The sequence below is a fragment of the Pseudoalteromonas galatheae genome, from assembly GCF_005886105.2.
GTDB classification, from domain to species: Bacteria; Pseudomonadota; Gammaproteobacteria; order Enterobacterales; family Alteromonadaceae; genus Pseudoalteromonas; species Pseudoalteromonas galatheae.
Genome location: NZ_PNCO02000001.1, coordinates 890,846 through 916,395, shown reverse-complemented (window position 1 = coordinate 916,395; position 25,550 = coordinate 890,846). Strand labels below are relative to the sequence as shown.

Below are 25,550 nucleotides of genomic sequence, written 5' to 3'. Positions count from 1 at the left end.
ACCCAGCGCGCTTAATAGCGGCTGAGCTCCATTGAAAATTGGATTTCTCGTGGGATCCCATCATTAAAAAATAAGGTCCGCGTTTCACTTATCCGTTTGATGACCCACTTACCCATCACGCGCCCTACGCTTGGACTAGATTTCCCACTTTCTTCAACATAGCCCAGCGTCATCGGCTCCCCTTTGGCGGCTTCATCTCTCATCATGTCTAACTGCTTCAAGCCGTTATCCACAATTTGCGGGAAGATCACCCCTTCAATGTTTAAGGTTTGCTCTCCTACGCCAATAAATTGCATCGGCGGAGAATCCTTATCAGTCTGAGATTTGTGGGCTTCCCAGCGATATTGAGAATCGTACTGGAGCTTATTAAACGCTGCGGTGCTTACTGAGAACTTGTAGTCTCCCAGTTGCATCATATGTTTAGCATGATTAACTTTGCTCATTTAGTCCTCTATCGTTATGCCACTTGATTGTAATATCTAGCACTAAGCTCTTGCTCTGCTTGTTGTTGCTGCTGATCCAACATTTGCTTCACTTGCTGCGCAACCTCATAAGCCTGTTGGCCATCTTTTGCATTGACAGTAATATTGGCGTTTACCGTTACCGATGCTGCGCTCGGCTGCGACGCCGATGAATATTCAGATGCTTTATTCGCACTCACATTCAGTTGATTTAAACTATTTAGATCCGGTGCTTTAGACTCATTGGTAGCTGATGTTTTGTCCTCGCTAAACCAGCTTTTAATGGCATCACCAACCATGTTGTTGGTAAGGTAACCCGCCATAGGGGCCGCCATTCTCACATAGGGATTTTTGCTTTTTGAAAGTGCACCTGATACCGCATCAGCAGAAAACATACCGCCCAGCGTGCTACCAATGCCAGCCGCTTTTTCTTTAACAGAAAGCCCATCATTATTGAGCGTTTCCCATACTGTGTGTGCGTTTAGCGCTCTACCAGCCAAATCACCCGCCTTGCTGACGCCGTGTATTTTGCCGGTTGTCATCCCTTGATTAGCAGCAAACGCAGCAGCCGTGCCGGTGGCCAAATTCAGCTCATTAATGACATTATTTTTAACAAAGTCGAGCGCATTGTTTTTAGTTGCTTCACCACTTTGAGGCGTACTAATCGCAGCCGTTTTGTTGTCCGTTTGCGCAACGTTTTCATCGCCTTTTGATAACCAACCGCCGAGGGTGTCACTAATTAAGCCCAGTGGTCCCATGGTGGCAAAACTCGTTGCGCTATCGAGCAAGCGCTCTGTCACCGAAGGGCTCGAGGTACCTGAAGCTGAGTCCTGAGCATCGTCAGAGAACCAACCACCAAGTTTGTCACCAAACCAACCACCAATTGACTCACCGCCCATCGCGCCGAGTGCACCACCGACTAAGCCGCCAATTGCAGTGCCAACCACAGGAACAACCGAGCCAATTGCCGCGCCTGCTGCGGCGCCCGCGAGTGCGCCGCCAGCGCCACCCGCAGCCGCTCCAACCTGAGTGGTTTTTTCTTTCGTCGTTAACGTGTCATCAGTTAATGCCGTGAATGCATCGAATGCACCTAACGCCACGCTAAGCGGTGCAGCCGCACGCCCAAGTAACTTTTTAGACCCCTTGAATAACTGACCAAGTTTGCCACCTTTAGCTGGAGAGAAACTACCAAGCTTTTGATAACTAGCATCATTTGCGGCAGCCATCATTTTGACTTTTTTGGCTTTTGCTTTGGACTTTGGTTGCGATGCTTGATTATCTAACTGTGTTTTTACGCTAGGGGCTTTCCCGCCGTCTAACAGTTTCAAAGCGGGTTTATTGGCGCTTCGTTTGTTGACTTTGCGCGGCTTGTGCTCGCGATCCGCCGACGTTTCTTGTTTATCCGCTAGATTAGAAGACTTAGCTCGCTTGTTACGCTTTCTGCCTCGCTTCTTGCGTCCTTTTTTACGCGTAGATTTCTTCTCTTCAACATCACCTTCTAACTCAGCAAACGACTCGGATAAATCATCGCTAATACCGTCTAATCCAAACTCACCAAATAAATCTGGTAAGCTGTTGGTAAGAGAAGATAGATCTCCCTTGAGAACGCCTTTTAAATCAATATTGGAGAGTAGATCAGCGTGTTGCTCTAGTACACTTGCCGCATCGTTTAGCCCAAATGCACTTAACAGTTCAGGCCCTGCACTTACAAGGGACTTGATGTCGCCCCCCAAAATCGCGTCGACATCCAGTTTTTCTAATGCCGGTAATGCGCCTTCGAGTACGCCAGCTGCACCGTCTAATTCAAATGCCTTTAGTAATGAAGGACCTGCCGCCATAAGGCTCGATACGTCACCGCTGGCAATTTGCTTGAGATTCAGTTGTTTTAAGCCAGGAATCGCAGCTTGTAGCTTATCCGCTGCATCGCCAAGTTCAAATGCTCTAAGCACTTCAGGTGCGGCATCCACTAAGCTGCTTAGCTCACCATCCATTAAGCCCTTAAAATCGAGTTTTTCAGCGATAGGAAGAACTGAACCAAAAGCCTGTGACGCACCTTGCATATCCAATGCATCTAATAATGCCGGAGCACTTTGTAGCAACGACTGGATATCACCATCCGCAATTGCTCCTAAGTCCAATTGTTGTAGTGCTGGCAAAGCCGCAGATACTGAGTTTGCAGCACCATCAAGTCCAGCCGCCTCAAGTAAGTTTGGTAATGTTGCGGCCAACGACCCCAGCTCACCATTAGCAAGCCCGGCTAAATCAAGTTGTGCAAGCGCCGGAATTTCTTGTGCGAGAGTTTGGTTCAATGCCTTAAGATCAACGGCTTCTAGCAAGCTTGGCAAAGCCTGCTGCAAACTTTGTAAATCGCCTTGAAAAAGTCCTGGAATATCCAATTGGTTCACAGCTGGCGCAAACTGCGTTACCACGTTTGCCGCATCGTCAAAGCCAAATTGAGTCAATAACGCAGGAGCTGCTTCTGTTAACGAACCAAGCTCTCCTTTGAGTACCTCTGCAAACTCAATATTGCTCAACAAATTGCCTGTTTCGAGCAGTTGCTTTGGCAAAGCAGCCAAATCTAAACTCGATGCAAAGTCCGGCAAAGCTTGACCCAATGACGCTGCATCTAGGCAAAATTGCTGCTGAGCATCGATTACAGATTGGCTTTGTTTGGATGCATTTGTCGCGGCAGTCACGGCTGGTGCAACGGAAATTGCGTTAAAAAGTGAAGGAACGTGTTCGGCTAATGCCGCCAACTCAACTTGTACGGTTTGGCTTGCGGCGCTGAAATCCAGTTCTGCAACCCGTTCAGACAAGCCGCTTATCGCATGCTGTAAAGAATCGGGCAACGCCAACATGACCTGCTCAGCCTGCTGAAACAGCTGGCTACTAGGCACAGCATTTTCACCAGTGGCAGGTGCCTGAAACTCAGGTACTGAGAACGAAGCCTCCGGACTTAACACCGCGCTGGCATTAAGTTGAGTCATGATGGAGATTAATTGCTGGATCTGCGCACTAGTCGCTGAATTGGCATTGAGCTTTGCAACTAGACTACCTAAATGTGCAACTTGGTTAGCAAGCGAAGTTACCTGTGGCAACTTATTTTTGACTTTGTTCGCCTCTCGTGAACGAACCTGTTTACCTTGTTTTGTCATGGCGTTACCTGAGGAAAATAGAGAAAAGTGAAACGCTTTAGCTTAAGCTGAGGCCTAAGCTAAAGCGTCTAAAAGTATGGAAATGCGCCCCCTAAAGGATTAAGGGGCGGTTGCGGTCATCGGTTTAGCCCGCTTCTGTCGCTTGTTTGTAATCAAGCGCTGCTTCAAACCACTCGATGAGTTCGTCTTCGGTCAGCGCGTTGAGTTCGGCCAAGCCCCAGCCAGTATATTTGGCCAGAGCGATAACCATGGCTTTTAAGCGCTTTGGCGGGACACGAGAAAAGCTTGTAGCGTTTCTCGCAGCTTCACAAAATCACTCCAATCAAGCTCTTCGATGATATCTGGAGAAACTTCGCATAAGTGCGAGAAATAACGAATTTCGCTTTCTGACTCGCTGATATCCGCTCTATCCACCATTAACCGATCGCGTACTTTTGGTCGTCTCATTGTCAGTTCTGCATACTCATGCCCATCGACCGTAATTGGGAATGCTAAGGTAATGATTTCTTTCATGGATTAAGCTCCGATTGCTGCGCGAAGTGCTGCCATTTGGTCCTTACCATTAACGGTACGAACGTCGTTGTATAGGTCAATTTCGTAAATCACATCTTGACCGATCTGTAGCTTGTACTTCTGAATTGCATATTGCAGCGTTAGCTTAGCTTCCTCGCCATCTTTCCAGCTGCCCATATCCACTTCTTTGAAGAAGCCTTCAAGCGTTACCACTACGGGCACTGGCGCTTCGCCTTGCGCTTGGATAGCACCACGAGCCGTTAATGGCGTTGTTGCACCGCTCCAATCGCCAAGTAGCTTCATCATGTCAGCGTTGTATTCAAGTAACGTGATTGTGCCTTCTAGCTTTTCAAGTTGGCCAACATCAAGCTCAACTGGCGCCTGGAAACCCGACGTAACTTCGCGAGTTTTTACGGTTACTTTTGGTAGCTGGATTTCATCAGCGATACCTAGATAGCCTTTACCGTCTACAAACAGCTTGAATTTTTTAAGAATTTTTGGAGAGATTGCCATTATACGATTTCCTCTAGGTAGTTGTTAGTTAGAATACTCTTGAAGGTGATGTGCTCAGCCGGTGTTGGCGGCGTGAAGTCAAAGCTAAAATACACTTTACCCGCTTGAATATTGGCCGGTGTGTTTAACTCTTCATCAGCCCAAATTTGACCGCCAAGAATTGCACCTTGTGCTTTTAAGCTATCTAGGTATGACTGAACACTTTGCGTAACATCTTCGATGTAAGTTTTGGTGATATTGCGGTCAACCGCCCACATGTGCGCACGCAGTAGTGAGTCATTGATCATATCTGCGGTACGTACCACTGACAGGAATGCCCATTTAGGGTCGTCAGAACAAGTACGGTTACCCCACAACTTAAAGCCGTTTTGACGAATGATGGTCGACACTTCTTTTTCGTTCAGCATATTCGCACGCGCGTTGGCATCGCCCAGCTGGAAGTCGATTGGACGTGCAGTTGCCACAATACCGTTCATATTGGTATTACTTGGGCTCCACCAAAAGCCTCGGTCGTTGTCCGACTTAGCAATCATGCCCGCAACACGTGCACTTGCAGGTTCAACTTCTGCTTTACCATCGCGGAATACTTTGACATGAGGGTCAACAACGAACACACGGCGCGAACCAAAGTCAGCACGATATGTTTTTGCATCCTCATCGTTTGTATTTGGACCATCTGCAATGATCACCGCACGAAGACGCTCAGCCACGTTCACAAGTTCTGTGATAACTGGGTTACGATTACCTTCAGGGCGTTGATGCGCATAACCTGGCGCCACAAGAATACGTGGTGTTACGCCAAGTACAGACTCAGCACCAAGGAAAGCTTGTACACCTTCATAAGAACCGTCTGCTGCCACACCGCCAACCATGTTTGACATGATTGCCGCTTCATCATCACCATCGACACGAACCACAACGACTACCGCACCAGCTTGGTCAAAAATACCGTCCATTGCCGCAGGCAGTGTTCCTTCTGTACCCAACGGTGCAGCTTCAGCACGTTTACCAGCAACCAATACAGGTGTGTTAAGTGGAAACTTTTCTGGATCTGCACTAGGTGCAGTACCAATCACACCAATTACTGAGCTTTTTACTGTTTTGATTGGACGCGTGCCGGATTGCGCCTCAATGACTTCTACACCGTGTAGAAATTTTGACATAGTTATCTCCTTTAAAGACATGTCAGTTAGAGAATAAAAAAGGCCATACAAGCTGCCTTGTATGGCCCTAATAACTTCATATAAATTAGAGTTTGTTGACCTTATACCTAACGGATAAGGTGAATAAAAAGTGACTTAGATTTGGATACCCTCGATGGTGACAGGCTCCCCGTTGATTAAATACAATCCTTTTATTTCGATAGACAACTTGCCCTCTCCTGCTGGGTGTACTGCAACACCATCAAGTTGAAAACGTGGCTCCCACTTCTCAAGTGCATTGGCGATGGTCATAGTGATATCCCCTACCAAAGAGTGAGAAAAAGGCCTATCTACAAGCTCATATAAGCCGCAGCCATAATCGCGCCGCATCACTCGACTCCCAAGTGGTGTGGTCACAATATCGCGAATACTCTGTTTTAGATGCTCAACACCACCTAGCGGCTTGCCCGTTTTGGCATTCATTCCTATCATGCTGAGTTACCCTCCTACACTAAATGACGCGACGCCCGCAACTGCAAGCTTGCCACCACAACTGGCTGCATCACTGATCCTCGCGACCGCTTTCCCTGCAATGGTGAAGCTACCAGCACCAGCAGCTATCGTGACGCCAACGTGTTTTACTTTTGGATCGGGTGAAAATACATGGTCACTGATGGGATCTCCAACCCTAAGTACCGGCTTACCTGCGACGGTAAAACTCGACTGTGTGGCACTAGCCGTCCCTGGTACAAATTGCGCGTGAACATTTGTCATATCGCCATCCACTGCTATCACTGGCATACCCAATCACTCCTGTGCACTGATGTTTGCGCCGTTTAATTTCAGCGTCGCGCTGGCCGCAATTTCAATATTGCCTGAGGTTGAGCTCATTGTTATGTTACTCCCTTCAAGCGATAACTCATTCGCTGCCGCCACACTGATATTGTTATCAGCATTTACCACTGCATCATTACCAATTTGCGCTGTTAGATTGTTTGCAACTTGCACGTTAGCATCATTGCCAACGATCACAGTGGCATCGTTACCACACTCAATGTGGATATCGCGCGCCGAGTGCACTTTAATTTGCGCTACCTCATTGCCACTGGTGTTAGGCACATACAAATGGTAAATGTGTTGCTCTCGGTCGTATTCCACCATCGCACCATCCTTATACTTAGTGCGACTCACCCCTTCCCTGTCTGACACCTGCTCATATGCCTCACCAGCACCAAGAACATGATCTTGATGATGATGTGGTTGCGAGTTGGAATACAAGCTGCCAAGTACCACTCCCTGGGAAGTATCTCCACAGGGAGATAACACCATCACTTGCTCACCAACTTCAGGTGCTTGCCAAGTCATATCATGAGCAGCTTGCGCCGTTAGCCAAGGTAACTTTGCCGTGATCCAATCACCCATTTTGACCTTGACGGTCGCCGTTTCGTAGTCCACTTCATGCACCGTTCCTAGGCTAATTAGCTTAGTAAGACGCTGCTGTAAGTCGGACATGGCTAAGTCTGAAAAATGTTGATTGGCTATCACGCTATCGGTCCTTCTGCTGGAGTTTTATAAATTAAGCGATGCTCGCCACCATGCGGGCCAAGGTACACTTCTGTTACCTCAACACCGGACTCCTCAGGGTACTCAACTTGGTAGTAAAACTGCCAAGTTAGCGTTGCCTTAGCGAGCATTGAATTGACTTGGTTGCTATAACTAAAACTGCTTTTTTCGCAAATAAAGTGTTGCCAAGGGACGGGCGTTTCGTCCTTTATAATCGAAGCCTCAGCGGCACTGACCAAGTTATCCAACCGCGCTATCAACGCCGAGGGTTCAGCCTCTTCAAGCGCCAGTTCAAGCTGCAACGTCATCACTCGTCTGTCGAGTGCATTTGGACTCAGGTTTTTATTGTACGCAGGCCCATAAGTCACGCCTTTGTCGGCGCCTTTCGTTTGCAGTTCACTGGCTTGTCGCTCAGCGATTGGGATTAGGGTAAGCTGTGCACGCTCTGTTAAATCCGGTTGTGGCTGGCTTGCTTTGAGTAAATCAACTTGAGCAAGCTCAGACAGACCGGCACTCAGGCACGCCAACACCTTAGCTATCAAGGTTTGTCGATGCATAGTTGTGCTCTCAAATTATAAATTGGCTAGATTAAAAAGCCGAAGATGGACGAAACGCCCGAAAGAAGGTTAGGGATTTTAGAGTTCAGGTTTTGCCGGCCAAACGACCTGATCCGGAGATTCAGACTGGTTAGGCAAATTTCTTAATTGTGCTCGATAATCGTTGAACTCTGCACGTTTACTTTCACTAAGTGGAGAATCTGATACTTGTGTCCAATCTGTTTCAACGAGTAGTCGATTTCGAATATCCCTAATTTCATTCCATTGCTTTTGTGTAAATAGTTCATTTTCCATAATTAATTACCTCGAATATATCTATTAGGAACAACGCTGTTATGCACTTCCGTTATCGGCGGCAAGTAATAGTCAGTGTCGCTGATCTTTTCAACCACTTGTGTATTAGATTCAATAATGGAACGCTTCGAGTAATGGCCTGACGTATAAAGTACATATGAAAAACCACCTCTCAGCCAAATAGAAGATGTATAAGGTGTAGACGCACCTAGTACTTTCGCAACAAAAGGATGAGAAGAGTATGCATGTGCCTTTTGGATTGCGAAATGGAAATCTCCACCACTAGACCAATTTTGAAGCTGAACCTGAAACTCTAGTAAACCCTTGCCATTTCCATCTAAATGAACGTACCGTTCTAGGCGTACATCAAGCATTTTTGGGTGATGAAAGCTAAGAGCATAAAATGTGTTTTCATCTAGGTGTTTGAGATCAATGACTTCTTTCGATGAATCGCCTTCTAGACGTTTGTTAAACCTATCATCTGCGTTTTCTCTAAATTCTGAAAACTGCGTCTGTGCCGTGTTAATAGCTTGAGAAGTTTGGCTTTTAACATCTGTCACCGTTTCCGATAAAGTACTTTGAATAATCCCAACCTGATCTTCAACAGTTTGGCACAGTGCATTGGCACGTGTGGCAACCTGGCTCAGGCGCTCCGTCATGGTTAAATTGTCATTTGACATAGTGTTTCCTTATTGATGCTCAAGATTGGTTAATCTAATTTCTTGATTGGTTTGGCGGTTCATGGTGTCTAGCTGTACCGTTGTTACGTTGGCAAGTTCTGCGTTAAATAAGCCATGGAATGCTGATACGCGATTATCTAGTCGAGCGGCATGTGTTGTATCTAATCGTGTCACTTCACTGGTGAGCAATTGTTGCAGCTCACTTAGCGCGGTTTCCTGTTGTTGCAAACGAAATTCCTGTTTGATTTGCCGATGCATCGTATCTAGCTGCGTTAGCGTCATTTCGGCCAGCTCTTTGTCAACAATCAGATTAAGATTGTCGACCCCTAGCTTTACCTCAATACTCTCACTAGGCAGTTGAGCCAAACTTAACGTTAACCACTGTAGTACTTTAACGTCAGGTGTACGGTAGCCAAGTGTGGTGTTGGCTTTTGAGTAAACCCCCAGCAAAACCAGCTCCGGCTCACCATTTGCATCTACTTCGCCGCTATCTAAATAAACACCAATTTCTCTGATGGCATATTCAAGTGGTGCGTCGAATTTGCCTGCAATTTTAAGGCTCGTACTTTCACCGTCTTGATAGTCGCTGTCGGCAATCGCTACACGCTCTTTTAGGCTGCGTAGCTCAGTTTGATTTTGTGATGGCGTATAAGCGGCATCGCCAAACGCCATATGGCTGATTTGCCCCTTAAAGCCTCGCGCTTGAGCGCTGAGTAGGGCATCAAGTCCCGCATGGGTAAACTGCAGCGTTAGTGCAGACATTAAGTCGCTCCTTGTAAATGATAATGTTGATATTGAAGTCGGTGCATACCACTGGCGAGTACCACTCCTTGCATTAACTCATCAGGGTGAACGCCCAATCCTTGGCCGGTATGCATTTGTGCATTCAGCTGTTTTGCAACCGCAAGCACACCTAAACTTACCTGCGTTTCATTTGGTAAAACGCCTGTGCCTTCGGTATTTAGCATTTGATAGCCATAGTGATTTATATGGCCACATGCCCCTAATGCGGCTTTGCCTTGCTTAGGTTTTACCCCTAACCCCAACACTTGGGTATTGCTCAAACCCAAAGGCGCTTTACCAAGACCTGCAGCACCAATTTGCTCTTTAAGCGCAATACCCAATTGTAAATCAACATGGATAGCACCGCGTTTCACTGCGTTTACCACACGGCGAATACGTTTGAGCATCTGGGAGGTCAACAATCCTTGTTGTCGGTCGTCCAAATTCTGATTAATAAGCGCCCAGATCTGCACAGTGCCAGGCAAACCATCTGTCTGCTGCCACCATTCCTTGATCTCGGTTTCAATATTGAGACTATCGAGCGCTTTTTGCAGCGCAAATGGGGTTCCCTTGCACTGATGAACCGTGAACGCATCAGTAATGACTTGGCGTTTAATCGCCACGGGCCAATGCTCATCCCACTCATCCACTGAGTAGTTCCACGCCAAAAAAGGCAATAAAGGCTCAGGGCAAAGCTCGGGTTGCCAAAGACTCGTTAAGAGCAGCCGTGTGTCGTTCAGTACACAGGCATCACGCAATTGGGTTCGTGCTTCATCATCCTTGAGGGAGAGCCCACTTAGTCCGACATTTATCGCTAGCCGCTCAAGTGCATCTCTTGGGAAAAACACTTGAGAGTTAATAATTGGCAGCAGCTTATTACTTGATAAGCGTTTAAGTGCGCTGCGTAAATCAAGACAATCGGCCTCCGTCAACGAGAGATAACGCGCAATTTCCACTAGCTCATCATCGCTGCGCTGATCAATTTTTAAGGCCGCTAATAAGCCTGCTCGGATAGTTCGAGGCTTGGCTTGCAGCTCTGCTAACCACTGCTCCAACGTTGACGCATTATGAGGTAAAAGCTTAGTCATCCTGCCCCCTCACCTTTACCCGCAAATCCATTTGCTGACAATACGCCACCTCAATATCTAGAGGTATTATGTCTTCACTTGGCGACTCCAACCTGATGTTCTCGACACCGGACAAAAACAAAGCGTTGCTAATGCCCGCTCGCGTGATCTGCCTACCAAGCTGACGTCTTTCTGTTAAGTAAGCGTCGAGCGCGGTTGAGGCACTGTCCACAATCACCTCAGGCGACGGGCCAGGTAAAATTTCAAGTTCCGCTGCAATGTTAAACGTCAATATCTGTGGCTGCTTGATTGTAACTCTATCGCCAAGCGGTCTCACTTTAGAGACTTCAGGCTGAGTTGACGATTCAGGGGTAAAGGCAACGTGTAATTTATTCAGCAGCTCCGCGCTTAGTGTACCTTTCCCTATTCGACTCAAGGCGGTTAGTTCTATTTCACATGGCCTCGGACTATGAACTTGCACGTCGCAAATCTCATTACTCACCGACAATGCATGAAAGCGATAAGAGGCCGCGCTCCCTGCGGTATTCAGTCCATCAAACGCCAGTTGCGCTCTCGCTCTTAAGCGCTCATCATCCTCATTCCCAAGCCTTGCAACATTAAACCTCGCTGCGATTGCGTCTAAGTCACTCCCTGAAGCACTCGCGAGCAAGTTCGCTTCTATTGCATCATTTAGCATACTTTGCTGAGTCAGCCCTTGATATGCCATGACTTCTAACAGTTTAGTCAGAGGTTCACTTTCCAAGTTTACTACCTCTTGGAGTGCGCTATCCTTTTGCAGCAATGCTTGCTTTAATGCTTCTAGACGCTGCTCAAAGTTTAAGGGTTTTAACACTTTAGGAATGGGCAACTGCGATAAGTCCAACCGCTCAAATGCCATCATCACCTCCTCGCTTTGCGCCATAAAAAAACCCACAGCAAACACTTGCTTGTGGGCCTTGGAGATTGGAAACCTGTGTGCTTGTTAACTTTCTCAAGCATAGGTCTATCTTACTGGTTTTTAGGGTGTAAAACAGGTCAATCCTGACCGGTTTGCCATAAGCTGACTTACCTAAGAATTAACTTAACTTGACACATAAGTACGAATTTGGTTCATCTGGTTTTTGCATAATACTCGCTGAACAACCAGTCGGGATCTCTTTCATTCCAAATACCCTGCCTTGAGCCAACTTCAAAGTCGTTGTACCTGACATATTTCGAATAATGAGAGGTTTATTTTTACTCCATCTAGGACTCGCAGGCAATTTTACTTCCTTTTCAGCCACACCTGAGTATGTGAAGATATATTCACTTCCATCTCCTTTAGTAAAGTCTGTCTTTCCATCCGATGACATAATAATAAAGTTTGGATGATTAGACTGGATCACGTTCCTCGTTTCGTTGTCACCTGTATCGAGCGCTACAGCCTTGGAGTAATTAGGTGAGTTTATCAAGTTGGACTTATCAAACTGAACATTGGCTCCACCTAAGTTACTATAACGTCCATTTAGTAAACCAAAAACTGGGATTTTACTACTTGCTCCTGAGAATGAGTTTCCGACAAAAGTCACAGAACAGTAGTTGTCTGGATTAAAAGACAAAGTAACCAAGTGACTTTGATTACCATTATGGTCTCGCTGAGAACCATTTCCGCCAAAGAACGAACAACCAACAATGTTATACTCTGAATGAGGTGCACCAAAGTTAATTCTCATTCTCGCGTTTTTCATATTCTCAAAGTACTCGTTCGCCACCCTGACATTTGAGCCACCGCTAAAGTAAACAAACTCAGCTGCCGCACCTCCATAGTAATGGTTACCATCAAACCGAGAACCTGACGGTATGAACATCTTGATAGCGGAGTCAATTTCACCCGCACGAAAGAAAACGTTATTTAAAACATATTGATCTGTCGCTTTAAATGTTCTTTGGATGTAGTCACCACTTGCGTTCTTCTCAAGAAATGAATCTATACCTCGACCGCAATGGATAAAATAATTGTTGATAATATAGTTCTCAACTTGATAGCCGCCATCATAAAACTTAATTGCGGACTTAGCGCAAGAGAAGCGACAAGAATCCCAAGTCCATTGATAGGGCGTCACGTGAAAGCAATGAGAATGTTCAGACTCAACCTTGAGGTGGCGAATAACAACATCTCTAGAGTTATTATTCTGATTCGGGGTTTTACCTACTGTGTTGTCAATAATCGTCGGTGCCGTAGGGTGTTTCCCCCTAATGCTACATGTTGACCTTGATTGGCCAGAAATACGATGTCCAGATCTCACCTTTGCACTGCCATATATTTCGATATCGCCAGTTATTTCAATTTCTCCACATTGTGCAAGACATTCATTCAGGAACTTCAGGTTATTTTCCTGATCTGCCCTGCTCATATCTATCCCATATTTAACACCAAATGTTTCAGGGTTAGCTTTAGCTTTGCTCTCAGCTATAAAGGTTTTGTCTTCTTTCATACTCACTCCTTAAATTAACTTTTGCATTACTTGTGTATTATTTAGAAATTCCTAATTGACTAGAACTCAGGCTAAGAGCTTTTACCTTGACAGTAATAACCCTCACCAACAAAAAAAGCCCACAGCAAACACTTGCTTGTGGGCCTTGGAGATTGAAAACCTGTGTGCTTGTTAACTTTCTCAAGCATAGGTCTATCTTACTGATTTTTAGGGAGTAAAACAGGTCAATCCTGACCTGCTGCGAAGTTATTAGAACGCAACCTCAAACTGTAGTAATTCAGCTTGAGTGGTAAGGCTAAGCACCTCGGCTTCTAACTCACCGCTTTTTTCACGCACCACTTCTCTTTGCTGCAAAATGGCTAGTAGGTTTGCACGCTCTGTTGCCGCACCTTCCTCATTACCGTTCAACTGCTCACTCAACTCGCGCTCTTTTGCGCGCTCTACTCGCCACTGCTCCGATTGCAATTTGCCATAGGCGAGTTGCTTTATGCGCGAAATGACTTGCTGTTTTAAATACTCAACTTCAGAGTTTTCTTCAGTCTCTAACTGAGCTTCAGCTATAAATTGTGCTACGGACTCTTTACTCCATTGCTCGCCTGTTTGCGGGTGTACCAGCCAAAAGTTACCCGCAATAGACATCCCTTTGTTATTGTCGTAGTAAGTATTCATTTTCACTCCTTAAATCGCGCGACAGGTTCTAGCAAGGCCGTACTGGTTATATAGATAGTGCTCATTAATAACGCCTATATGTGAGTATGGATTCATCGCTTGAATGGCTGTGGCTATTATCCCTCCATCGTATCCTAAGCTATCGGCCTTAGAGCGATAGCAGTATGAACTCAGTAACTCGCCATCTAGTGTTTCCATTACCACATTCACTTCACCTTCACTATTCTCAGTACCATTTGAACTTTGTGTACGATACGGTTCACTATTACTGGTAAAAATATAATTGATAGGCTGAAGCTTCAGCTCTTCAGTGAAGAGATAATGTGCGTTGAATTTATCACCTGCCATTTTGAGCTCATTTCCGAGTAAGCCAAAATAACCGTAATAGTTAGATGAATAACTAGAAATTTCCGATTCGCTGTGGTTATAGCGATTTATTCCGTGCGGCTGTGCGAGGGTATTTGTGATAAATACCATCGTTGTAAAATCACCGCTATCCACATAATTCTGATATTCAGCTTCATTCGCAATGGCGATGTTAGTAATGTGATTGCCATCACGATATTTTTCCACTACCAAGTTAGTACCCGAGTCGATAATCACCAAGCAGTGCTTTTGGTTATTGTACAACACAGCTACCTCATTATGGTTGTAACTAGACCTAGTTGGAATACCAAATTTATCTCGGGCATTGAGATCTTGCTTAGGCAAAGTTCGCGATGTAAACCCCTGTCCTGAAACAAAAATACCACCATACTCTGTTGCATTTGTGGACTGAGACTCTTGAGTGCTATAAACGATTTCAAAACTAATGTCATTAGGTTGTGCTTTTAAACCCAGTGGTACGATAGTACTTGAACCATATTGATACACCTTAGTTGCTGGGTTTTGCTCAAAGGCATTGTTGTACACAAAACTCGACTTTAAAATCGTCGTAAATGTGCCATCTTGGCTAATTTTTAAATGATCCAAACGGCATGTTTCTGTTGCTGCATTTGCGTTGACACTTGGCCGAGTGAGGTAGGAAGTACCATCACTATTATAGATAGCCAAAACCGATGTGGAGCGGCGAAAATTAGCATGATTATTCGCCGTATCAATATTTTTTATCGCGAATAAGGTTTTTGGCGTAGCTGCCGTGTTGTTCGCGACCACTTTATTAATTTGTTGCGTCAAAGGACCTATTTGATCCAGAAGCGCTAGTTTTGCAGCTCTGGTAACCAGCTCTGCGGTCGACGCGGTTAAGTCAGCTTTGGCAGAATCAATACTATTAATCGCAGAGGTTGCAACCTGCTGTAATAGCTGGGTTGAGTCATCCAAATGTTCCTGTGCAACGGCCACTACGGCTTGCTCAAGCTTGGCGTTATCTGCAAGCCGCGCAATTGCATTCGTGACTAAGGTTTGCTCCTCTGCACTCAGCGGAGTGCTGCCGTTCATATCGGCGACCAGTTTGTCGACCATTACTTGAACGGCTTGTTGAATTGTTGCCATAATTTCCTCTTATAAATCCTTTAAATTGGTAGCAGGGTTTCACCCAACACTTGATTTAGCCGAAGCCGTCTGAAGCGCTTGTCGATATCTACTTGAGCTTGTTGATGTACCAATTGCTGCTGGTGGATATCTGCATCAATTGCCTTAAGCGCATTGATCAATCGCTGTACGTCTTGTTCAAGTAGATTATCTGGGTGAGGGAGTGGATATTGCTGAAATGGAGTAAATTGGTTGATGTCCACAATTTCTCCTACAAGGTAAATGTACGTAGATTTCGTACTCTAGGGCGCTGTGCCGGAGTCCCCTTCAGTACTAATTTTACGCGTGTCGTGGCGGTATCAACACCGTTAAAGGTGTAGTTGAACTGCTGCCAACCATCATTCAGCACTGAACTGCTATCTAGTGCAAGTGGTAGCCAAACATCCCCTTTTTGCATCAAGGCTTGTACTTCTGAGTGGCTTTGAATATTCGCTTCAAAGCTCACCGTTAAATCACCGCCTAAACGGCAGCGCAGCTCGCGAGAAATATAGTCTCCGGTTTGCGCGACTTGCCCATGAACGCACTGGCTGCCCGCAAAAAGTACTGGCGTTAAGCTTGGTGTTCCCGTCAATACAGCAGCGACCTTCACCTTGCCTGTTATGGTTTCCCCAAGCGTGCTTGGTTGCCATTCTTGAACGCTTAGTACTTTTTCTTTACTGCCAGTAGGATACGTGAGTTCAAAGGTAACTTGGGTATCTGCACTTGGGCGCTGGACTACAGCTAAGAGCATTAAATCCGTTACTTGTTCAACCTCTACCTCGCCGAGTTCAATCCGCCTACTTTGCTCTGTGAATTTGGCGGCTTTTAACCTAAATGTGAGATCTTTATCCTGATGTGGCGTCCAGGTGCTAGCGTTGCTTGATGATAACAACACCCCTACTTGATACGGCTGAGAGGTAACCCAGTTGTGCGCCTGATCAAGCTTACCGAGCTCTGCAATAGCAACACTGTGCTCGGCCCCATCAGTTAACACAACCAACGCATATTCCTGATCGGCATTTAAGAAGGTTGGAGTAAAGGTAAACAGTGTCGATTGGTCATTTAGCTTTATCTCATCGCTGCTTATTTTGCTACTTGCCAGCACAGTTTGCGTAGGAATACCTTGTACAACTTCTCGAATTTGTACTTCAACCGTTTCCTGTCCTTTGGCGGTAAACCATAATTCAACACCGGCAATAAATCGCGATTGCTCCAAAATAAAGGTTTGTGCGAGTGGATCAAAACGCTGAGTAATAATGTTATTTACACGCCTCAATGTTTCCACTTCAATCACGCCACTACCTGTATAACTAGCGCTTCCTGCCGAACCTTGCTTACCAATAAATCGCACCAGTTTAGTTCCAGCGGGAACATTATTTGGCACTTTAAATCGACCTGCTAATTCACCGCGTGTATTTGCTTGGATCATGCTTGCACCTCTGAAATAATTTCAATGCCATCGAATAATAGTGAGTCCAATTGCTCACCTGAATCAAACCCAGAAATAGCAAAGTTGACCCAACGAGTGCGCAAGAACTCGGCTTGCTGACGGCGCACACCAACTCGTTCTGTCGTGGTATGTTCAACAACACGACGCACGCGCCCACCACCACGGGTTAAGCGGCGTGTAATAGGGCTTGTCCACTGAGTCTGGGTTTGTGTCCAATGGTCAACACTTGGGGTTAACGTGACATCCGCAGGCAGTGGTTCAAATGCCATATAAGGATTAATTTTCATCTCCCCAGTACGGCTTTCTTGTACTAAGACGTCCTCGAGTTCGTAAGGTAATGTTTGGACTTGTGGTTGTGAAAACTGAGTTATTTCTGCGGCCATTGGCAGCATGAGTTCGCCATCCACAATAGCTGCGCTTTGTCCAAGTCCAATATCGCGCATATCGTCATCTAAAAACGGGTCAACAAACACGCCGTATTTGCTCGCAGGTGACTGGGCATTGGTATCGTTACGTAGGCGTTCAATGGCCAACAATTGGTATAAATCAGAGATCTGCTGTTGCATCAACGCAAGATCTGTCATTTGTACCGCTTCAATCGCAATATTTTGGATATGCGGTGGCGCACTCCCCCAGTGTTGCTGCACTTGGGCAAGCCCCAGATGTTGATGAGGCACTAAAGGCGCTTGCGGGTTGATTCTGTCGGGTGCACCTTTGATCCGCTCAATCTGGCCATTGGGGGTAAGCATGAGCAGGTCGATACGTGGCATAAACCAGTGATAATCGACAACCACAAGGCCATTTTCGAGCATTTCCTCAGCCTCGCTTAACTGTTGCTCGAGCCAAAATCCGGTTTCGTCGGCATCAACTTCAATAAGTCGGCGATAGGTATAAACCACGTCATACGACGTGCCTGAAGCTGGCTTATTGCCACCATCGCGCCAGCTAATATGGTTACGGGTAAAGATAAAGTCGATACCTTGCTGATATTCAATGCCACCTTGCGAGATCTGCAAAATTTCAATCACAGAGTCATCATCAAAGGGATCGGTGTTTTGGCCGGTTTGCGCGTGGCCTCGAGTCAGAGAGGTTCGCTTTTTCACCTCTGCGGTCACCTGATCAATGCGCTGCACCGGTGCAAAGTCTAAATCGACTCGCATAGCGCCTTGGGCATTGGCGCTAAATCGGCTCGGCTCATTGATCACCTCTCGTACATCGGGATCGTTCGGCAGCGTAACGGGCAGTGCGGTGTTAAACGCTATTTCATAGCCATTGATATGCGCTTTTCCCTCTTGCACATTAAAGTGCTGGTGGCTTGCCGTGCTCTCTCGATAGCTAACATTGAGCCCGCTCACCACATAACTCCCGCCGTTTGACTCGCGGTCGTAACGCGCAAGTGCGCTGGTAATTGAGTCTAGTTGTGGCGGCGGCTGTTTAACTATAAGCGTGCCATGATCGATTTGGTAAACGGGAAAAAAGTCGCTATTGGGATAGTCAAGGCTGTCGCTCAATCCCCAACGGCCCGAGATTTTCAGTCGCGCGGCACCCGCTTCGTCAAAATTGTGTGCACCAATGGCTGGATCTCTAAGTGTTGAATCTTCAAGCTCTGTCACCACTTCCTTTGCTAACCACACCCCGACAATTTCGAGTTTATTTAGCGCAATCGCTAGCTGTTTGGTGTCGACCTCATGTACCGCGCCCTGTAAATATACTGAGGATGCGCCAATGGTTGCAACGGCATGAGCTTGGTCAATAACCACCTCGCCCCCCTTAACCACATCCCCATCTTTCATCAATACATCAGCGATGCCTTTTACATGGTGCTGAGACTGCAGTTGTAGGTCGTTAAGTTCACGACTTTGCAACCCTTTACTCGCTCGAAACAATAGCTGGCTGTAACGCTTTGCAGGATCAAACTGCTGGTAATAATCTTTTATCATTGCTTTCTTCTTAAAAACTGATCACAAACTCAAATGTTTCGCGTACCCCTTGGTCACGAAATAGCGCCGTGCGATGCTCAAGCAAAATAAGCTCACCAGCCTCTGCAACCTCGTCTGGTAAGAGGTAATATTTTCCAGCTGGAACGCCTGTTTTCAGTGTAGTACCAAGCATTAAGCCAAGCTCGCGAATATGCTCACCTAAGCCATCTTCGAAGTCGTAGGTGAATTGGCAATATAGATGTTGGCTGGCGGTATCGCTTAAGCGGAACTTTCCGGTTGGTACCTGAATTTCGCCTTGTTCATCCGGCTCACAAAAGCGAATTTGCTTTGCCTTGCGATAACCTATGAGATTGGTGAGTTGTGTGGTATTGGTAGGGGTCGGCGGTAAAGTATTATCCCAACTTGATTCACCGTTTCCCCATGCCAAATAAATAGCCTGCTGCTGCATTAGCCGTGCAAGCGCCTTTCGGCCTTGAAGTGTTAAAGTGGCCAAGGACTGCTCCTTAAAGAAATGAAACCGAGCTAAAAATTAAGCTCGGTGAGAAAGTAGAGGTTTAGTAAGATTCAATCCAAAGGTCGGATTGTTGCTCTGCGGCAAGTAAGCAAGCTTGGGTAAGTTGTGCTTTGGTCACATTGGCCACAGTGTTATTGGCAAGTACCCAACGCTGCATGTCACTGTCTGTCATCAGCAGTATGGCTCGAACCATACGTTGCTGACTTTGTTCATCACCATCAAACACCAGACCGTCAACCTCAACGGCGATTGACGCCACATTCGCTGCACGCTGACTTTTAAAGCGCTCACGTTTGGTGTCTGCAATTTGTTGTTCAGTATGCGAAATGGTCGCTGGATGGTGATAAGCCACTCGCGCTTCATCGTCGTACTCTATGCGCGATTCAACAGTTTCAGTGGTTAATGCTAAATCCACCTCCACATGCTCAACACAATAACAAGCTCTTCTCGCTTGCAAGTCCAGTATAGGCTCCGCTGGTAGCTGCGGCAAAGGCATTAGTTCATCTGGATTAGCGGCATTATGCGCTTGCGCCTCTGCTATCTGTGCTTGCACTTCTGTCGTTTCAGTCTGCCACGCGGCATGCGCCTCGCGATATGCTGCTTCTTCTTGCTCAATGGCAAGTTGTAGCGCTTCGTCAATCTGCTTTTGAGGGTGACGCAGCATTATTTTTGTTTGCACGTCCGTATAGCTCAGCGTTAAGGCCTCTACTGCATCAGCCGTGAGGTTCTCAGCCTCAGTATTCATTACAATCTCCTTATCCATTATGTGCAATTCCTATTGGGAATAGGGTGTGATGGCAGAACACTTTGACGGTATTGCCATTGAGATCGGTTTTGGTGTTTTCGCCATCGATAATTGGGATCGTTTGGTCATCGCCCCAGTCAGTGCCATTATGCTTTAACTCTGCACCGTGGAATTGAAGGTAAAGTAAGCCATTTTTTTCTGTAACAGAATAAAGCGCTTTAACGAGAGGCGATTGGTTTTCTTGAGCAGGGATATTGATCTCATCGTGTTTAGGCTGGTATTTATAACTGGCGTTTAGCTTGCCTTCTACCAACCTATAGCCTTTAATCTCTCCAGCAAACTCTTGAGCAGGGTCTAGCGTTGCTTTTCCTACTAACTCTGTTAAGGAGCTCGTCAACTTATTACCTTCTCGTGGACTAGAGTGCGTTGATGCGTATACCCCCCCAACATTTCCTCGTATTTTAGAATTAGCCTCTGGCTCTGAAACTGAAGCGTTAGCGGCATAACAATATAGTGCGACGTCTTCTGTGTTATGAGGTTTACGAATACTATTTGGAATATACTCAATTGTGAAACTTTCAGACGTCCATGTTTGACCAAAATCTCCAGTCAAACAACGATGATATGGAGCAATCAATTTTTTGTTGAATGAATAGCTCTTTGATGTTCCATCCGGAGTTTCAGGGATCCACTGTCCAACCACACCATTAGGGAAGGTTGCAGCGATATTTTCAGGGCTGCCAACAATATCAATCCAAGAGAGAGAGTCGAACTCAGCAGGTAGCATTGATACTTCGGCAAAATAACAAATATCAGATTGATTTAGACCTACTCTTTCGAGGGGATGAATATGTTTGCCACTCTCAAGATTATGCGACCCACTTGCTAACATCATATGTGAGTTAGATGTAGAGATACGGCCATAAAGTGTTGTTCCTGTGGCCGGTTGCCAAACCATAACAGGAGTATTTTTTGGAAAATCATTTCCGTAAAAATCTATCGCCGAACCATCTGCTCCTTTCCGAAAGACTGCATTTTGCGGGTTTGAACCTCTGTAGTAACCTTTATGAAGCGCTTTGAACTTTGTAAATAAAGTTTTGCCTTTTCCTCGAAATTTACCAGCAATCGCTTTGTACATTTCATTTTCACGAAGAACATTTACATTCAACTTCTTAGCACTGAGACGCAAATCTTCCACTTGGCCTGCGTAGATGGCGTCATGATATTTGTACTGATCAGGCCGGCCTGAATTAACGCTCCCCCCCACTATAGAACCAAAGGATTTCCAGCTGCCTCGAGCTGGCGCGCCAGCCATGTGGTCTGGATTTCCGTAATCCAGCGTAAAGCATTCTACAGTAGACGTAGGCTCTACATTTGAAAACTTGGGCCTATACCAACGCGTTATACCATTACCATCTGGACGCGTAAAATTACCACATCCCATTGGATTGAAACTAGGATGATATGCCCCTTGGTTTAAACGCTGTACAAGGGCTATCGGTATTGCAAAGCATAAATTGTTATAAGCACATTCTCTATTTTGATTGTACCGCGGTACCCATTGAGAACTGTCTCTATCATTGAATATTTCATATTGCGAATTTTTACTAACATAACCATTAACATATTCTCCCGAACTAACCGTTCCCCAATCGATAACATCATCTAATTTCCCTCGAGTCTGTATACGCGAAAGAGCTCTGTTACCTTCCCCTAAATAGCCAAGGAAGCTCTCGATTTGTGGAGTTATACTTCGCCCTTCGTAGCTCCATATAGTCCCCATACCCTCAACAACCCTCACACGATACCTAACCTGAATATACGCTTTGGCTTCTGGGTCGTAATAAATATTATGCTCAGGCTCTCCAAGGAAAATAGCCTTTTGCGGCTCCGTTAGCGATGACCATTTAACGCCATATCCCTTTGTACCAGTATCCCATTCACCAAATGCGGAGTACCCCTGAGCAACGAGGTTATTGCGAAGGGCAATGCCCTTATAGTTATTTGCACCATATTGCACATTACCGAGTGGATACACGACGTCTTTATCAGCAATTTTCTCATGCCAAGACTCCAGGAATACTAAGTCTTTACGAGAGGTGATAACCTTATTGGTCTCGGTTTCTGCTGCAAATGCGGCTTCAGCATTATTATGCTGGGTTACGGTGCCAGACGCTGAGTCATAGGTTTTGGTGCCGTCGGGTGCAAAGGGAAATTTCAAAATAGATTGAGTGCTAGTGTGCGCGACTTTAGACACATGATGTGTAACCCCGTCGATATTCACAACCGGATATATTGTGTTAGAGATGCCTGCAATTCTATTTGATGCAGCTTCACCCATAATCAGCTTATTTTTTGCTGAGGGCGCCACATACTGCCAAATTCCTTCATTCACTTTTACATTGTTTGAATGGTAATTATGCTTACCCCACTCAATAAACCCTGACCCCGCATACTGCTGTTTACGCATGTCGCGTAGTGCATCAAACTGGGCTTTGGTCATTACATGGGGATGCGGGTTAATGCTTTGCGCATCTGCAATCAGTGATTTAAGTGTTGGCAATGTATGGCTGTTGCCGTTTAAATCTTTGAGGTTGACGCTGCCAGACTGAGTTTGCCAATCATTCAGCGCTTGATTGTTCTGATTAACCGTTTGATAGGTTTGGGCAATATCTTGCTTAACTTGATCAATTTCCTGTAAGCCTTCGGTGATATTATTGGCAAGTTGAACACTTGCTTCGGTTTGCTCTGTTGCAGCTTGTTGCAACTGAGCAAGTTGTGATTCTATGGTCATGTATTATCCTATGTTTGCTTTGCGAAGGCGCATCGCCAGTTGCATGGTTTGGTTAGCTTGCTGAATTAGACTTTTACCTTGTCTAAGATGTGCATAAACAGATGTAGCCAGCTCTTCTGCCATAAAAATATTGGTGTTAAGCACGCCAGTTTCAAAACTGACTTGCTGTGAAGGCAGCGCTGCTAGGTTAAGCGAAATAACCTCTAACCAGGCTACGTCTTTGCTTTTATGATTCAGCACTTCACCCCCTGCGCTATATACCGCAACTAAAGTGCTGCCAGACCAAATTCCTAATTCTTTAACTGGGTAATCAGCTTCCCCCTCAAACACTGCACTAAAACGCACTTGTGTTGCAGTGAGTTGCTCCGCCTGTAATATCGGGACCTTTTGGCGCTCTTGTCGTAACTGCGTTTGCAAGTGAGACGCGATATAACCTGCGCTTCCTGCGGACAAATGCGTCAACGCAAAAGCTTGTCCTTGCTCTAGCGCCTGCGTCAATTTGGCAAGCCCCTGTGTTGTCCATACAACAGAGGCAAATTGTGATGATTGCATTGAGAATTCCATTTATTTGAGGAGTGCTATTCTGGGAGTACCACTTGGAAACGACTACAATGAACATTAAGCCGTCCAGTGGTCGCGAGCGCAGCTGAGAGCGGCATCATTTGACGATGTTGCCAATGTACAGTCGTTGCATGAAGCGGATCACCGATAAACGCGTCGGCTTTAGTCCAGCTTTGTTGCCACTCGCCCTGCCACGAGCGTGTTGACCACACCCGATGCTGTGAAAGCAGCCTAATTCTGGCTGAGCTCACGGGCAGTTGTGAAGGCTCTTTGTCGCTGAGCTTGTATTCACTCAAGCGTTTTGTGGTGAGGTAATGACTGCGCTGACTATGTGTTCTACTGAGGTGTGCAGCGGCATTCGTCACGTTATGACTCACACCGTGCTGATGGCTGCGGCCAAAGCTGACTTTGCATAGCGTGTTATCGCCATCATGAAATGGTACGCCAGAAACATCAGATAGAAGCGCTCCAAAACCACTTTGAGACAACTTCAGTTCACGCACATCATAACCATGATAAATACGTGAGAGTTTGGCTCTTACTGGGGCAGATAGTCCAAGCAGCTGATGTATATCTTTAAGCGCCTTGTTCCCTGGAATTTTGCCAGATGCCAATTGATAGCGATAAAAGTGGCGTCCGGGTTTATCAACCTCAAGCTCAGCCTCGTCAAAGTTGAGCCAATTGAGCGCGATGTCTACACTTTTTGGTGTACCACGAAGTCGCTGCCAAACCAGACCTTCTTTGAGGGTTTCGCGAAGATCTTGGCTGTAGGGCAAAATAGCCTCTAAGCCATACTCCCAAACGAGCCACATCAGCAAGTTGTCGTGCGGCTCGGCCTTGAACCCAGATAACCTTGAGATACCCGTATGAATATCGTCACTCACGGCAACACTTTGCTGCAATCGCCGTTGCAGCAAAGTGTGATTAGGAGGTAATAACGTCATCTTAGCCTCGCTTTAATGTCAGCGAGATTGACTTGGGCATAACGTACTGATGGGCCGCCACATCAATTAACTGTGTTGGAGCAAGCAGTTCGATATGCCTAATTCCCGTACTATGTAATTGTGCATGCAGCCAGCTTGGCGTTAAGTCCCAACCAAGTGTCGTGATATTGAGCCAGTTGTCTTGCAACGTTTGCTCCAGCTTATTGATAATAAGTTCAGAAGCATGAGTATTGAGATAAAGCTCAGCTTCAACATCTACCCAAATGGGCTGTGCAAGCTTGACCTCTAACGTGTCCGTTAGCATTTTCACTGAGTCGTCAAATAGCCGCTCTTTCACTTGTGCTAAAACCTGTTCTGCATCAGTGTCAAACTTTGCAAGTACCGTTACCACCACCAGCCCATCCCCTGGGCTTTGCACCGACACATCCTTGATTAATCCCGGTGCAGCTTCAATGGCTTGATGACGATAATGCGCCGCACTACCTGCCGTACTAGAGGCTATGGTGCTGTTGCGAATACGCATTCGTAGGGTTTCGTCATGCTCATCGGGCAACCGAGCCACCCCATAAAAAGCGCCAAGATGCTCAAGATCAGCGCCTTGGCTGGTAGCTAACAAATTAGCCGCCGCGGCTTCATTGACGCGCTGTCGTAATAACAGCTCGCGATAGCTTTCAACTTGCAAACAAATCGCAAGCGGCGAGCTTTCAAGCGCTAGCGCTTCGGCATATTCAGGTGCAAGTTCAATAAAACGTTGTTTACGTGCTTGGAACAGGCTTTCGAAATCAAGTGGTTCAAGGATGTTTGGCGCTGGCAAAGTGGAAAGATCAATTGATTGATTTGCCATGGAGCGCCTTATTCTGAGGAAGTTAAAATGCTTGCAACACCAGTGGCGCGAGATTCAATTTCTTGGTAAACACTTTCAGCGCCTTTACCTTGGTAGGGAAACTGAATCTCATTATTCAGCACTTTTGTGGTTAATGTACCTAAGCTGTCACGCCTCTGTGATGCCGCTGCACGCATCTCGGCAAGTGTTGTTGCTTTGCTGAGACCATCAAGCAGCTTAATAAACTCAACTAATACCAGGTGACCTGTATCTGCAGTAGTACCAATAATAGATTCTACATCCGCCACTTCTCGGCTTATTTGCCCGCGCTTTACTTGCTTGTCTAGATACGCGAGTAAAGCTAAATGATCTTGTTGTGAAGGAATTTGTTCTTGCATA

28 protein-coding genes are annotated in these 25,550 nt (G+C 46.0%); all 28 read right to left on the bottom strand.

From position 1 onward, the window contains the following. Nucleotides 1-11: 11 nt before the first annotated feature. A complete protein-coding gene (locus tag CWC29_RS04015) occupies nucleotides 12-443 on the bottom strand; it encodes a phage tail protein (RefSeq protein WP_010378403.1) in 432 nt (143 codons plus the stop codon). Nucleotides 444-457: 14 nt separating this feature from the next. Then, nucleotides 458-3,616 (bottom strand): phage tail protein, encoded by a 3,159-nt coding sequence (locus CWC29_RS04010; RefSeq protein ID WP_138521712.1) that lies wholly within the window; start codon nucleotides 3,614-3,616, stop codon nucleotides 458-460. Between the two features lie 124 nt (nucleotides 3,617-3,740). Further along, nucleotides 3,741-3,866 carry a hypothetical protein gene (locus CWC29_RS23930; protein WP_017218950.1) on the bottom strand — a complete coding sequence of 42 codons (126 nt, stop codon included), beginning with the start codon at nucleotides 3,864-3,866 and terminating at the stop codon, nucleotides 3,741-3,743. 5 nt (nucleotides 3,867-3,871) lie between these two features. Next, on the bottom strand, nucleotides 3,872-4,129 hold the full coding sequence (locus CWC29_RS04005) for a phage tail assembly protein (RefSeq protein WP_010378399.1): 258 nt from the start codon (nucleotides 4,127-4,129) through the stop codon (nucleotides 3,872-3,874). A gap of 3 nt (nucleotides 4,130-4,132) precedes the next feature. Beyond that, complete coding sequence (locus tag CWC29_RS04000; protein WP_010378397.1) at nucleotides 4,133-4,642, bottom strand: phage major tail tube protein; 510 nt, start codon at nucleotides 4,640-4,642, stop codon at nucleotides 4,133-4,135. After that, the gene (locus CWC29_RS03995; protein WP_138521714.1) at nucleotides 4,642-5,805 is read right to left on the bottom strand and encodes a phage tail sheath subtilisin-like domain-containing protein; all 1,164 of its coding nucleotides are present in this window, start codon (nucleotides 5,803-5,805) and stop codon (nucleotides 4,642-4,644) included. The genes CWC29_RS04000 and CWC29_RS03995 overlap by 1 nt, the downstream gene beginning before the upstream one ends. A gap of 135 nt (nucleotides 5,806-5,940) precedes the next feature. Then, nucleotides 5,941-6,276, bottom strand: a complete 336-nt coding sequence (locus tag CWC29_RS03990) for a GPW/gp25 family protein (protein WP_017218947.1) — start codon at nucleotides 6,274-6,276, stop codon at nucleotides 5,941-5,943. Nucleotides 6,277-6,282: 6 nt separating this feature from the next. Beyond that, entirely contained in the window at nucleotides 6,283-6,585 is a 303-nt protein-coding gene (locus CWC29_RS03985) for a PAAR domain-containing protein (RefSeq protein WP_052258317.1), read from the bottom strand. Nucleotides 6,586-6,591: 6 nt separating this feature from the next. Continuing rightward, nucleotides 6,592-7,329 (bottom strand): phage baseplate assembly protein V, encoded by a 738-nt coding sequence (locus tag CWC29_RS03980; protein WP_128728007.1) that lies wholly within the window; start codon nucleotides 7,327-7,329, stop codon nucleotides 6,592-6,594. Then, entirely contained in the window at nucleotides 7,326-7,904 is a 579-nt protein-coding gene (locus CWC29_RS03975; RefSeq protein ID WP_138521716.1) for a hypothetical protein, read from the bottom strand. Before CWC29_RS03975 ends, CWC29_RS03980 begins: the two co-directional genes overlap by 4 nt. Nucleotides 7,905-7,982: 78 nt before the next feature. Next, complete coding sequence (locus CWC29_RS03970; RefSeq protein WP_128728009.1) at nucleotides 7,983-8,198, bottom strand: tail fiber assembly protein; 216 nt, start codon at nucleotides 8,196-8,198, stop codon at nucleotides 7,983-7,985. Nucleotides 8,199-8,200: 2 nt separating this feature from the next. Then, nucleotides 8,201-8,878 (bottom strand): hypothetical protein, encoded by a 678-nt coding sequence (locus CWC29_RS03965; RefSeq protein WP_138521718.1) that lies wholly within the window; start codon nucleotides 8,876-8,878, stop codon nucleotides 8,201-8,203. A 9-nt stretch (nucleotides 8,879-8,887) separates the two neighbouring features. Next, nucleotides 8,888-9,640 (bottom strand): phage tail-collar fiber domain-containing protein, encoded by a 753-nt coding sequence (locus CWC29_RS03960; RefSeq protein WP_138521720.1) that lies wholly within the window; start codon nucleotides 9,638-9,640, stop codon nucleotides 8,888-8,890. Then, nucleotides 9,640-10,749, bottom strand: a complete 1,110-nt coding sequence (locus CWC29_RS03955; RefSeq protein WP_138521722.1) for a phage tail protein I — start codon at nucleotides 10,747-10,749, stop codon at nucleotides 9,640-9,642. The genes CWC29_RS03960 and CWC29_RS03955 overlap by 1 nt, the downstream gene beginning before the upstream one ends. After that, nucleotides 10,742-11,650, bottom strand: coding sequence for a baseplate assembly protein (locus tag CWC29_RS03950; RefSeq protein WP_235956518.1), 909 nt, complete (start codon nucleotides 11,648-11,650; stop codon nucleotides 10,742-10,744). The genes CWC29_RS03955 and CWC29_RS03950 overlap by 8 nt, the downstream gene beginning before the upstream one ends. 154 nt (nucleotides 11,651-11,804) lie before the next feature. Further along, nucleotides 11,805-13,202, bottom strand: a complete 1,398-nt coding sequence (locus CWC29_RS03945) for a hypothetical protein (protein WP_138521724.1) — start codon at nucleotides 13,200-13,202, stop codon at nucleotides 11,805-11,807. A gap of 249 nt (nucleotides 13,203-13,451) precedes the next feature. Beyond that, nucleotides 13,452-13,871, bottom strand: coding sequence for a hypothetical protein (locus tag CWC29_RS03940; RefSeq protein WP_138521726.1), 420 nt, complete (start codon nucleotides 13,869-13,871; stop codon nucleotides 13,452-13,454). A 9-nt stretch (nucleotides 13,872-13,880) separates the two neighbouring features. Beyond that, nucleotides 13,881-15,362, bottom strand: coding sequence for a hypothetical protein (locus CWC29_RS03935; RefSeq protein ID WP_128728015.1), 1,482 nt, complete (start codon nucleotides 15,360-15,362; stop codon nucleotides 13,881-13,883). Between the two features lie 20 nt (nucleotides 15,363-15,382). Then, nucleotides 15,383-15,604 carry a hypothetical protein gene (locus tag CWC29_RS03930; RefSeq protein ID WP_138521728.1) on the bottom strand — a complete coding sequence of 74 codons (222 nt, stop codon included), beginning with the start codon at nucleotides 15,602-15,604 and terminating at the stop codon, nucleotides 15,383-15,385. Nucleotides 15,605-15,612: 8 nt separating this feature from the next. Beyond that, nucleotides 15,613-16,809: a hypothetical protein gene (locus CWC29_RS03925; protein WP_128728017.1), complete on the bottom strand. Its 1,197-nt coding sequence runs from the start codon at nucleotides 16,807-16,809 to the stop codon at nucleotides 15,613-15,615. Beyond that, complete coding sequence (locus CWC29_RS03920; protein ID WP_138521730.1) at nucleotides 16,806-18,770, bottom strand: DUF4815 domain-containing protein; 1,965 nt, start codon at nucleotides 18,768-18,770, stop codon at nucleotides 16,806-16,808. Before CWC29_RS03920 ends, CWC29_RS03925 begins: the two co-directional genes overlap by 4 nt. Nucleotides 18,771-18,780: 10 nt before the next feature. Beyond that, a complete protein-coding gene (locus CWC29_RS03915) occupies nucleotides 18,781-19,263 on the bottom strand; it encodes a hypothetical protein (RefSeq protein WP_128728019.1) in 483 nt (160 codons plus the stop codon). A gap of 61 nt (nucleotides 19,264-19,324) precedes the next feature. Continuing rightward, nucleotides 19,325-20,029: a DUF4376 domain-containing protein gene (locus CWC29_RS03910; RefSeq protein ID WP_235956517.1), complete on the bottom strand. Its 705-nt coding sequence runs from the start codon at nucleotides 20,027-20,029 to the stop codon at nucleotides 19,325-19,327. 10 nt (nucleotides 20,030-20,039) lie between these two features. Further along, nucleotides 20,040-22,823 carry a coiled-coil domain-containing protein gene (locus CWC29_RS03905; protein ID WP_138521734.1) on the bottom strand — a complete coding sequence of 928 codons (2,784 nt, stop codon included), beginning with the start codon at nucleotides 22,821-22,823 and terminating at the stop codon, nucleotides 20,040-20,042. A gap of 3 nt (nucleotides 22,824-22,826) precedes the next feature. Further along, nucleotides 22,827-23,375 (bottom strand): phage tail protein, encoded by a 549-nt coding sequence (locus CWC29_RS03900; RefSeq protein ID WP_138521736.1) that lies wholly within the window; start codon nucleotides 23,373-23,375, stop codon nucleotides 22,827-22,829. Between the two features lie 26 nt (nucleotides 23,376-23,401). After that, a complete protein-coding gene (locus tag CWC29_RS03895) occupies nucleotides 23,402-24,328 on the bottom strand; it encodes a phage tail protein (RefSeq protein WP_138521738.1) in 927 nt (308 codons plus the stop codon). Nucleotide 24,329: 1 nt separating this feature from the next. Next, the gene (locus tag CWC29_RS03890) at nucleotides 24,330-25,172 is read right to left on the bottom strand and encodes a baseplate assembly protein (protein WP_138521740.1); all 843 of its coding nucleotides are present in this window, start codon (nucleotides 25,170-25,172) and stop codon (nucleotides 24,330-24,332) included. Between the two features lie 8 nt (nucleotides 25,173-25,180). Next, nucleotides 25,181-25,549, bottom strand: coding sequence for a hypothetical protein (locus CWC29_RS03885; protein ID WP_138521742.1), 369 nt, complete (start codon nucleotides 25,547-25,549; stop codon nucleotides 25,181-25,183). Nucleotide 25,550 lies beyond the last annotated feature (1 nt).